This window comes from Cupriavidus campinensis (assembly GCF_905397395.1).
In the GTDB taxonomy this organism is placed as follows: Bacteria; Pseudomonadota; Gammaproteobacteria; order Burkholderiales; family Burkholderiaceae; genus Cupriavidus; species Cupriavidus campinensis.
The window spans coordinates 1-10,976 of sequence record NZ_CAJPVH010000098.1 but is presented as its reverse complement, the minus strand read 5'-3'; the positions used below and the strand labels follow the sequence as shown (position 1 = coordinate 10,976).

The 10,976-nt window shown below is 69.7% G+C and carries 8 protein-coding genes and 1 tRNA gene; 6 read left to right on the top strand and 3 right to left on the bottom strand.

Annotation, left to right across the window (positions count from 1 at the left end; translation table 11 throughout):
• Nucleotides 1-590: c-type cytochrome (locus tag KHO18_RS27245; RefSeq protein WP_211944232.1), on the bottom strand; the 590-nt coding region annotated here is incomplete at its 3' end.
• 323 nt (nucleotides 591-913) lie between these two features.
• Here KHO18_RS27245 and KHO18_RS27240 point away from each other — a divergent pair.
• A tRNA-Arg gene (locus KHO18_RS27240) sits at nucleotides 914-989 on the top strand.
• Nucleotides 990-1,100: 111 nt separating this feature from the next.
• On the opposite strand, the gene KHO18_RS27235 is transcribed toward KHO18_RS27240, so the two are convergent.
• Nucleotides 1,101-2,012, bottom strand: a complete 912-nt coding sequence (locus tag KHO18_RS27235; protein ID WP_211944231.1) for an SDR family oxidoreductase — start codon at nucleotides 2,010-2,012, stop codon at nucleotides 1,101-1,103.
• 238 nt (nucleotides 2,013-2,250) lie between these two features.
• Between KHO18_RS27235 and KHO18_RS27230 the strand changes: the two genes are divergently transcribed.
• The 5 genes from KHO18_RS27230 (at nucleotide 2,251) to KHO18_RS27210 (ending at nucleotide 9,929) form a co-directional block, all read left to right on the top strand.
• A complete protein-coding gene (locus KHO18_RS27230; protein ID WP_211944230.1) occupies nucleotides 2,251-3,642 on the top strand; it encodes an FAD-binding oxidoreductase in 1,392 nt (463 codons plus the stop codon).
• A 64-nt stretch (nucleotides 3,643-3,706) separates the two neighbouring features.
• Nucleotides 3,707-4,120 carry an alternative ribosome rescue aminoacyl-tRNA hydrolase ArfB gene (gene arfB, locus KHO18_RS27225; RefSeq protein ID WP_377732348.1) on the top strand — a complete coding sequence of 138 codons (414 nt, stop codon included), beginning with the start codon at nucleotides 3,707-3,709 and terminating at the stop codon, nucleotides 4,118-4,120.
• A gap of 200 nt (nucleotides 4,121-4,320) precedes the next feature.
• Complete coding sequence (locus tag KHO18_RS27220; protein ID WP_211944229.1) at nucleotides 4,321-7,536, top strand: bifunctional cytochrome P450/NADPH--P450 reductase; 3,216 nt, start codon at nucleotides 4,321-4,323, stop codon at nucleotides 7,534-7,536.
• Between the two features lie 106 nt (nucleotides 7,537-7,642).
• Nucleotides 7,643-8,851: an MFS transporter gene (locus tag KHO18_RS27215; RefSeq protein WP_211944228.1), complete on the top strand. Its 1,209-nt coding sequence runs from the start codon at nucleotides 7,643-7,645 to the stop codon at nucleotides 8,849-8,851.
• Between the two features lie 52 nt (nucleotides 8,852-8,903).
• Nucleotides 8,904-9,929 (top strand): GlxA family transcriptional regulator, encoded by a 1,026-nt coding sequence (locus KHO18_RS27210; RefSeq protein WP_144202125.1) that lies wholly within the window; start codon nucleotides 8,904-8,906, stop codon nucleotides 9,927-9,929.
• 31 nt (nucleotides 9,930-9,960) lie between these two features.
• On the opposite strand, the gene htpX is transcribed toward KHO18_RS27210, so the two are convergent.
• Nucleotides 9,961-10,839: a protease HtpX gene (gene htpX, locus KHO18_RS27205; RefSeq protein ID WP_144202123.1), complete on the bottom strand. Its 879-nt coding sequence runs from the start codon at nucleotides 10,837-10,839 to the stop codon at nucleotides 9,961-9,963.
• Between the last annotated feature and the right edge of the window lie 137 nt (nucleotides 10,840-10,976).

Below are 10,976 nucleotides of genomic sequence, written 5' to 3'. Positions count from 1 at the left end.
GCCGCGGCGGGAGCAGCCGGTGCCGCAGCCTGCGCGTCAGGTGCCGAGGCGGCAGCCTGCGCCGGTGCGGCCTGTGCGGGCGCGGGCGGTTCCGGGAACTTGGCGCCGCCGGCGTCGGCCAGGTGCACCACGGCGCGGGCCAGTTCGTAGTCGGTGTAGTCGTCCGGCGAAGTGCCGGCGCGGGCGGGCATCGCCCCCTTGCCGTTCATCACGGACTTCAGCAGGCCGTCAAAGCCCTGGCCGATCCGCGCGGTCCAGTCGCCGGGGGTGCCGTGCTTGGGCGCGCCGGCCGCACCGGTGGCGTGGCAGGCGGCGCAGACTTCCTTGTAGACCTGCTCGCCGGTCTTGAAGACGCGCGGCGCGTTCGGGTCCTTGATTTCCAGGGTGGCGACGGGTTGGATGCGATGGTTGACGGCTTCGGCCGTCTGGGTGGAGCCGGCGCCCTCGTGGGTACCGTGACCAACAAAACTGACCAACAGGACGATCACGATAATCGGCACCAGGAAGGCGGCGATCACGACAGCGATCAGTTGTTTCGGGGTCTTGATGGGAGACTCGTGGTGGTCGTTTTCTTGGTGGACGTCACTCATACAGAACTCTCGATTTTGCAGGGAAACCTAGTGCAGCGCGTTGGGGGCGGCTTGCTTTGTTGGCCCTTGTCGGGGATGGGTCTGTTTTTGCCTTTCGGCTATCTGCGTCCGGGCCATGTCTCGTGTCCCGGGTACGTCTCGTTTCGACGCAAATAGCTGGCGATTATAGACCCAAGCCGTGGCGTCCGGGGTCAAAAGCGGCGGCGGCGAGACCTGCCGGAACCCCTCCCGGCGCAACCCGCATGGACGCCGCCCGGCAAACGAGGTATCCTATGCGACTTTCCGACGCCGGCCCTCGTCCGACGTCAAACGCAGCTCACATCGCGCCCGTAGCTCAATGGATAGAGTACTGCCCTCCGAAGGCAGGGGTTGCTGGTTCGATCCCAGCCGGGCGCGCCAATAGACTGGCTTGTAGTCAGTCCACGCTAGTCAATCCCGCGCACGCGAATTTCCAACAGTTTGTGGTCCGAAGCCAGATCGACTTCCGAGCAGCGGACGCTTGCGCCCGTCTCACCGATACCCCGTGATATCCGCCGGCTTGCCCGCATCGACCACTTCGGTCATGTAGCGCCAGGCGTCGGGCTGGCTGCCGTCGAGGTCGGTGAAGCCGTACACCTGCGCCAGTTGGCCGCTGGATAGCGTCTGGCCGTTCCAGCGGGCCAGCTCGGGGGCGGCGGCGAGGGCTGCCACGGCGCGGCCGACGTAGGCCGGCGTTTCCGAGATCGCGAAATGGGGCTGCCGTGAGGTGGCGTCGCGCCAGTTGGCCTCGGTGACGCCGTAGGCGTCCAGCATGGCCTCGGCGCGCAGCCAGCCCGGCGTCAGCGCGACGGCGGTGGCGCCGTACGGCGCCAGTTCGTGCGCGAGGGCGAAGGCCATGCGCAGCACGCTGGCTTTCGCCAGATCGTAGAAGAACGAAACGCGGTAGCTGGTGGCGTTGTAGGTCGCGGTGCCATCGGTCACTTCCACCACCAGCCCGCCCGGTGATTCGATCAGCAGCGGGATCGCAAAATGGCTGGTAATCGCATGGGTATGCACGCCCAGTTCGAGCGTGCGCAGGCCAATGTCGAGCGACGATTCCCACACGGTCTTATTCCACTCCATGACCGTGGCGCCCCAGATGTCGTTGACGAGGATGTGCAGCGCGCCGTGGTCGGCGCGGATGCGGTCCACCAGCGCGCTGACCTGGGACGGCACCGTGTGATCCACCCGCACGGCGATGCCCCGGCCGCCCGCCGCCGACACCAATTCGGCAGTTTCCTCGATGGTCTCCGGTCGATCCATTTCGGAGCGCTGGGCGCGCGTGGAGCGCCCGGTCACGTAGACCGTGGCACCGGCTGCGCCCAGTTGCACGGCGATGCCGCGCCCGGCGCCACGCGTGGCACCGGCCACCAGCGCGACGCGGTCTCTGAGCGGAGAAGTCATGGGAACGATGCTAGGCAACGGGGGCGCGTGACGCAAGGTGCGCCGCCGCGCGCGAGGCGTCTCCCGCGCCGCCTCACCGCTGTAACCGATCGGTCGATTTCCGGCCTCCGGCGCACGCGGCGCGGGGCGGTGGTGGCCGGCAGGCCAGCGTGGATGCCCCCTCGGCGATTGTGGCGCGCGCCTTGCAAGGTGAAGAGGTTTCATCGCCTGCATCGCGCACACCGTGGAGGAAACCGCCATGCCAACCCTGACCCCTGCCCATCTCGACATGCTGCGCCAGGCCGTGCGCGGCAAGGTCCTGCTGCCCGCCGACCCGGGCTATGACACGGCCCGCACCGTCTGGAACGCCACTGTGGACAAGCGGCCCGCCGTCATCGTGCAATGTACGGGCACCGCCGACGTGATCCAGGCCGTCAACTTCGCGCGAGACCGCGGGCTGGTGCTGGCCGTGCGCGGCGGCGGACACAATATCGCAGGCAGTGCGATCTGCGCGGACGGGCTGGTCATCGACCTCTCCGCGCACCGCAGTGTCCAGATCGATCCCAAGGAAAAAGTGGCCTGGGTCAGCGGCGGCGCCTTGCTGGCCGATTTCGACCACGAGGCGCAGGCGCTCGGGCTGGCCACGCCGCTCGGCATCAACTCCACCACCGGCGTGGCCGGGTTGACGCTCGGCGGCGGGTTTGGCTGGCTGACGCGCCAGTACGGCATGACTGTGGATAACCTGCTCGGCTGCGAGGTGGTGACCGCCGATGGCCAGCGCCGCTGGGCCAGCGCCACCGAGGAGCCCGACCTGTTCTGGGCCTTGCGCGGTGGCGGCGGCAACTTCGGCGTGGTCACGCTGTTCCAGTTCAAGCTGCACGATGTCGGGCCGATGGTCACCACCGGGCTGCTTGTCTTCCCCGCCGCCGAAGGCAAGTCGGTGCTGCGCCAGTACCGCACCTTCGCGGAAAATGCGATGCCGGAGGAACTGAACGTCTGGGTCGTGCTGCGCAAGGCGCCGCCGCTGCCGTTCCTGCCTTCCTCCGCGCATGGCAGCGACGTGGTGATCCTGGCCGTGTTCTACAACGGCGACCCCGACAAGGCCGATGCGGCCATCGCCCCGCTGCGCCAGTTCGGCCAGACCGTGGGCGAGCATGTGGGGCCGGCGCCGTACGCGGCGTGGCAGCAGGCGTTCGACCCGCTGCTCGGCCCGGGCGCGCGCAACTACTGGAAATCGCACAATTTCTCGGGTCTGGACGATGCTGCCATCGATGCGATGACCGACTTCGCGCTGCGCCTGCCGTCGCCGCTGGCGGACATCTTCATCGGCCATGTGGGCGGAGTGGCCAACCGCGTGCCGCCCGATGCCACCGCCTACGCGCACCGCAACGCCCGCTACGTGATGAACGTACACGCGCGCTGGGAGCGCAATGACGAGGACGCCGCCTGCATCGCCTGGGCGCGCGACTTCTTCCGCGCCACCGAGCCGTACGCCACGGGCGGTGTCTACGTGAACTTCCTGACCGAGGAGGAAACCGCGCGCGTGGGCGCCGCCTACGGGCCGAACTACGACCGCCTGGCGCGCATCAAGCGCCAATACGATCCGCAGAACCTGTTCTGCACAAACCAGAACATCGCCCCGGCACCGTAAGCCGGGGTTGGACGCCCGTGGCGGACACGTTCCGCCACACATCGCCGGACCATGCGTTGCTATGATGGCGGCCATGGCCGGCGACTTCCTCATCCCTCATCACGAATACGAGATCACCGCGATCCGCGCCCAGGGCGCGGGCGGGCAGAACATCAACAAGGTGTCCAACGCGGTGCACCTGCGCTACGACGTACGCACGGCGTCGCTGGCGGCCGACCACAAGGAGCGGCTGCTGGCCCTGCACGACCACCGCATCACCCGCGATGGCGTAATCGTCATCAAGGCGCAGCAGCACCGCAGCCTGGAGATGAACCGCGAGGAAGCGGTCCGGCGCCTGCACGAGCTGGTGGAGAGCGTGGCCACGCCGCCGCGCACCCGGCGCGCCACGCGGCCCACGCTGGCGTCGCGCAAGCGGCGCATCGAGGCCAAGACCCAGCGCGGCCAGATCAAGGCGCTGCGCGGGCGCGTGGTTGACTAGGCGACCCGACGCCCCGGCGACCAGTCAACGATCCGTCACATTATTCGAACGTTTATTTCAAACGCACGGCGGGCGACTCGCCGGCGCGGGAATTGGAGGGCATGCTCGGTGTCCGCGCGTTGACTTCGCCCCCGAAACTCGGCGATTGTCTACGGCAGTCACGACCCGCTCCCACAGCCGCTCCATCCAGCCCCGCCCCCATGTCCATCGTCCAGCCCGCCGTTGCCCTCCAGCCCATTCCGCGCGACCCGGGCTGGCCCATCGTCGGCAATCTGTTCCAGATCACGCCGGGCGAGGTCGGGCAGCATCTGCTGGCGCGCAGCCGGCACCATGACGGCATCTTCGAACTGGACTTCGCGGGGCGGCGCGTGCCGTTCGTGTCGTCCGTGGCGCTGGCCAGCGAGCTGTGCGATGCCACGCGCTTCCGCAAGATCATCGGCCCGCCGCTCTCCTACCTGCGCGACATGGCCGGCGACGGCCTGTTCACCGCGCACAGCGACGAGCCGAACTGGGGCTGCGCCCACCGCATCCTGATGCCGGCGTTCAGCCAGCGGGCGATGAAGGGCTACTTCGACGTGATGCTGCGCGTGGCCAACCGCCTCGTGGACAAGTGGGACCGCCAGGGCCCGGACGCCGATATCGCCGTGGCCGACGACATGACCCGGCTCACGCTGGACACCATCGCGCTGTCCGGTTTCGGCTACGACTTCGACTCGTTTTCCAGCGAACAGCTAGACCCGTTCATCGTGGCGATGGTCGGCGCGCTGGAAGAGGCGATGAACAAGCTCACGCGGCTGCCGATCCAGGACCGCTTCATGGGCCGCGCGCACCGCCAGTGCGCCGCGGACATCGCCTACATGCGCAACCTGGTGGACGATGTGATCCGCCAGCGCCGTGCCGCGCCCACCGCCGGCATGGACCTGCTGAACCTGATGCTGGAGGCGCGCGACCCCGAGACCGACCGCCGGCTGGACGACGCGAACATCCGCAACCAGGTCATCACCTTCCTGATTGCCGGGCACGAGACCACCAGCGGCCTGCTGACCTTCGCGCTCTACGAGCTGCTGCGCAACCCCGGCGTGCTGGCGCAGGCGTACGCGGAGGTGGACGCGGTGCTGCCGGGCGACGCCGCGCCGGTCTACGCCGATCTCGCCCGGATGCCGGTGCTGGACCGCGTGCTCAAGGAGACGCTGCGGCTCTGGCCGACCGCGCCGGCGTTTGCCGTGGCGCCGTTCGACGATGTGGTGATCGGCGGGCGCTACCACCTGCGCAAGGACCGGCGCATCTCGGTGGTGCTGACCGCGCTGCACCGCGACCCACAGGTGTGGGCCCACCCGGAGCGCTTCGATATCGACCGTTTCCTGCCCGAGCACGAGGCGCGGCTGCCGGCGCACGCCTACATGCCGTTCGGGCAGGGCGAGCGCGCGTGCATCGGCCGGCAGTTTGCGCTGACCGAGGCCAAGCTGGCGCTGGCGCTGATGCTGCGCCACTTCGCCTTCCACGACCCGTACGACTACCAGTTCAAGCTCAAGGAAACGCTGACGATCAAGCCCGACAACCTCGTGCTGCGCGCGCGGCGGCGCCGGCTGCACGAGCGCATCGCGGCCCAGCCCGTGGCGGCGGAGGCCACGCCCGCCGCGCAGGCCGAGGTACGGGGCCACGGGCAGGCGCTGACCGTGCTGTGCGCGTCGAGCCTGGGCACCGCGCGCGAGCTGGCCGAGCAGATCCACGCCGGGGCGGTAGGCGCCGGCTTTGCGGCGAAGCTGCAGGATCTGGACGAGATCGTCGGCGCGCTGCCGGCGTCGGGCATCGTGGTGATCGTCGCCGCTACCTACAACGGCCGCGCGCCGGACTCGGGCCGCCGCTTCGAGGCGATGCTGGATGCGGATGCCGACGCGCACGCGGCGGCCGGCTATCGCGCCGATGGCCTCCGGCTGGCGTTGCTCGGCTGTGGCAATTCCCAATGGGCGACGTATCAGGCCTTTCCGCGCCGCGTGTTCGACTTCTTCACGGCGGCAGGCGCCGTGCCGCTGCTGGCGCGTGGCGAAGCCGATGGCAACGGCGACTTCGACCAGTCCGCCGAACGCTGGCTGGGCCAGCTCTGGCAGGCCTTGCAGGCCGATGGCGTGGACCCGGGCGGGGCGGGCAACGGCGGCATCGTCGCGGAAGTCCGCAGTCTGGCGGCGATCCGCGCCGAGACGCTGCCGGCCGGCACCCAGGGCTGCACGGTGCTGTCGAATACCGAACTCGTGAACGATCCCAGCGGCTTGTGGGACTTTTCGCTGGAGGCGCCGCGCACCTCCACGCGCGACATCCGCCTGCAACTGCCGCCCGGCGTGACCTACCAGACCGGCGATCACCTGGCCGTCTGGCCGCAGAACGACGCCACGCTGGTGGAGGCGCTGTGCGAACGGCTCGACCTCGACGCGAACGCCATGGTCACGCTCTCCGCCCCGCAGGGCACTGGGCGCGGCCTGCCGATTGGCCAGCCGCTGCCGCTGCGGCAGTTGCTGACACACTTTGTTGAATTGCAGGACGTGGTTTCCCGGCAGACGCTGCGCGGGCTGATGCGCGCCACGCGCTGCCCGTTCACCCAGCAGGCGCTGGCGCTGCTGGCCTCGGACGATGCCGAGCGCGGCTACGCGGCGCAGGTGGCGGCGCTGCGGCTGGGGCTGCTCGACGTGCTGGTGGCGCATCCGGCGCTCACGCTGTCGCTGGAGGGCCTGCTCGGCTGCGTGGTGCCGATGCGGCCGCGCTTCTATTCGATTGCGTCGTCGCCGCTGGTGTCGCCGGACGTGGCGACGCTGCTGGTCGGCACGGTCTGGGCGCCGGCGCTGTCCGGGCGCGGGCAGTTCCGCGGCGTGGCTTCGACGTGGTTGCACGGGCTGGCGCCGGGTGCGCGCGTGGCGGCGTCCATCCGCACGCCGAACCCGCCGTTCGCGCCCGAGGCAGACCCGCGCGTGCCGATGCTGCTGATCGGCCCGGGCACCGGCATCGCGCCGTTCCGGGGCTTTATCGAGGAAAGGGCGGCGCAGCGCGCGGCGGGGCAAGCCGTGGCGCCGGTGCAACTCTACTTCGGCTGCCGCCATCCCTCGCACGACTGGCTCTACCGCGACGAGATCGCTGCCTGGGCCGGGCAGGGCGTGGCCGAAATCCATGTCGCCTATTCGGTGGTGCCGGAGGCGCCGCGCTACGTGCAGGATTTGCTCTGGCAACGGCGCGAAGCCGTCTGGGCGCAGATCGACGCCGGCGCGACGGTCTACGTCTGCGGCGATGGCCGACGCATGGCGCCAGCCGTACGCCAGACGCTGATCGACATCGGCACGCAGGTAGGCGGGATGGGCGGCGCGCAGGCGTCCGACTGGTTCGCCGCGCTGGTGGCGCAGGGGCGGTACAGGCAGGACGTGTTCAACTGACGCCACGGATTGACGCGTTCGCTGGCAGAAATCGACGGATCATTGTCCGTCAGCCGCCCCGCGCCGTCCGTACGCTGGTAGCCATCCCTTTTATCCGGAGAACCCAATGGCTACCTCCGCCATGCGGCAGGCGCGCGTGCTGGCGCTGTGCCAGGCGCTTTACACCGCCGCGCTGTCCGTTGACCTGACGCTGACCGGGCTGGTTGGCTACACGCTCGCGCCGGACAAGGCGCTCGCCACCTTGCCGTTCGCGCTGATTACCGTGGCCTCGGCGCTCACCGCCATCGCCGCCGCGTTCCTGATCGAGCGTTTTGGCCGCCGGCTGGCGTTCTCGCTCGGGGGCCTGGCCTGCGCGCTGGGCGGCGTGGTCTCGGTCTGGGCGATCTATACCCATCACTTCGTGCTGTTCTGCGTCGGCACGGCGCTGGTCGGCGTGTTCCAGGCGTTTGCGCGCTTCTACCGGCTCGCCGCCGCCGATGCCGCGCCCGCGCCGGACAAGCCGCGCGCCATCTCGGCTGTGCTCACCGGCGGCGTGGTGGCCGCCGTCTGCGGGCCGGCCATCGCCGCGTGGAGCGCGGACATGATGCAGCCGCTGCCGTTCGCGGGCTCGTACGCGGTGGTCGCCGTGTTCGGCGTGCTGACCATGCTGGTGCTGGCTTTCGCCTACCGCGAACCGGCCTCGCTGGCAGCCGGCAGTGCCGCCAGCGATGGCCTGCCCGCACGCCCGCTCGGCGAAATCGTGCGCCAGCCGCTCTTCCTCGCCGCGTTCGCCAACAACGGCATCGGCAACGCGGTGATGATGTTCGTGATGACGGCCACGCCGATTGCCGCCGTGGCGTGCCAGCACACGATCACGCAGGGCGCGCAGATCATCGAATGGCACCTGGTCGGCATGTACGCGCCATCGTTCTTCTCGGGCTGGCTGCTGCAACGCTTCGGCAATCCGGCGATGCTGGCCAGCGGCATCGCGCTGTCGGCGCTTGCGGCGGTGGTGGCGCTGTGCTCGACGGCGCTGCCGGCCTTCTACCTCGCGCTGCTGTGCCTCGGCATCGGCTGGAACTTCATGTTCGTGGGCGGCACGACGCTGCTGGCGGGCAGCTACCGCACCGCCGAGCGCGCGCGCACCCAGGCGGCGGCCGAGTTTTCCGCCGCCGTGCTGACCGCGCTGGCTACGTTGGCGGCGGGGCAGGTGCTCCATCACTGGGGCTGGCAGGCCGTGAATCTGGCCGTGCTGCCGGCGCTGGCGCTTGCGCTGGTCATCACGTTGCGCTGGCAGCGGCATGCGCGGCGGGTGGGGGCGATGGCGGCGGCCTGATCGGCCGGCGTATGATCGTTGCCACTCCCTTCGCTCAAACCGCTCGATTCCCATGCCCACCGACCTCCATCTCATCGCCGCATCGCCCCGCGTGGTGGTGATCGTGGCGCCGGACCCGGCGCAGGAGCTTGATGTCACTGGGCCGACCGCCGTGTTCGGCGCAGCTAACAAGCTGTGCGGGCGCACCGAGCCGTTCTATGACGTGCGCGTGGTCAGCGTCAGCGACGACGCCATCGTGCGCACCGAAAGCGGCGTGCGGATGCTGGCCGACGCGCCGTACCACCGGATCGCCGACACCATCGGCCAGCCCATCGACACCCTGCTGATCTCGGGCGGCTCCGGCCATGCGGCGGCCTCTGACGACGCGCGGCTGATCGGCTGGATCCGCGAGCAGGCGCCCCGGGTGCGGCGGCTCGGCGCGGTCTGCACCGGCGCGTTCGTGCTCGCCCGCACGGGGCTGCTGGACGAAGCGCGCGTGACCACGCACTGGCGCCACGCGGACCGCCTGGCCACGCGCTATCCCCGGCTGACTGTCGATGCGGACCCGATCTGGATTCGCGCGGGCCGCTACTACACCTCGGCCGGCGTGACGGCGGGCATGGACCTGTCGCTGGCGCTGGTGGAGGAAGACCTGGGATACGCGGTGTCGCTGGAAGTGGCGCGGGAACTCGTCCTGTTCCTGCGTCGACCGGGCAACCAGGCGCAGTTCTCCACCTCGCTGCGCGCGCAGGCGGCGGAGAGCGTGGAGCTGCGGGCCTTGCAGGGATGGATGGCGGATCACCTCGACCGCGACCTCTCGGTGGCCGTGCTGGCCGAACGGGTGGCGATGAGCCCGCGCAACTTCGCGCGCGTGTTCGCCAGGCAGGTGGGGGAGACCCCGGCGCGCTACGTGGAGCGGCTGCGGGTGGAAGCGGTGCGGCGGATGCTGGAGGCCGGCGACCGCCGGCTGGAGAGCATCGCCCACGCCACCGGCTTCGCCAACGCGGACGTCATGCGGCAGGCCTTCCTGCGGCATGTGCAGACTACGCCGGAACGCTACCGGGCAGCCTTCCGGGCGGAGCGGGGCGCGGCGGCGTAGCCACGCGCCGGCCCCTATTCCCTCAGTCCAATTAACGGCTCGATTGCAGCGCGGCAATGCGCTGCTCGATCGGCGGATGGCTCGAGAACATCGCCAGCCACTTGCGGCCGCCCGAGATGCCCATCGCCTGCATGTTCTGCGGCAGGCCATCGGCATCCAGCCCGCCCAGGCGGCGCAGCGCCGAGACCATCGGCGTGGGGGTGCCCATCAGGCTGGCCGCGCCTGCGTCCGCACGGAATTCGCGCTGGCGCGAGAACCACGCCACGATCACGCTGGCCAGGATGCCGAAGAGCAGCTCGCAGACCACCACGGTGATCATGTAGCCGATGCCGGGGCCGCTCGACTCCTCGTCGTTGCGGCGCAGCCACGAATCCACGAAGTAGCCGACCACGCGCGCCATGAAGATCACGAAGGTGTTCACCACGCCCTGGATCAGGGTCAGGGTGACCATGTCGCCATTGGCGATGTGGGCCACTTCGTGCGCGAGCACGGCTTCCACTTCGTCGTGGGACATCGACTGGAGCAGGCCGGTGGACACCGCCACCAGCGAGCTTTTCTTCGACGCGCCCGTGGCGAAGGCATTCGGCTCGCCGTCATAGATGGCCACTTCGGGCATCGGCAGGCCGGCGCGGGTGGCGAGTTTCTCGACGGTCTGCATCAGCCACAACTCGGTGCTGGTGCTCGGATGGGTGATGACCTGGGCACCGACCGACCACTTGGCGATGGTCTTGGACATCAGCAGCGAGATGAACGAGCCGCCGAAGCCCATCAGCGCGGCGAACGCCAGCAGCATGCCGAGGTTGAGGCCGTTGGCGGTCAGATAGCGGTTCACGCCCAGCAGGCTGGCCGCGACGCTGAGGACGAGCATGACGGCGATGTTGGTCGCCAGGAACAGGAAAATGCGTTTCATGGTGTGTGGGGCAAGGATAAATACGCGGACGAGCCGCAGGCGCGCGCGGCGCTGACTGGGCGCCGCACGACAAACGGGGCGCGCCCAGCCGGCCAGTGGCGGCAGCGCGCGCAATGGGGATCAGCCGCGCGGCGGGC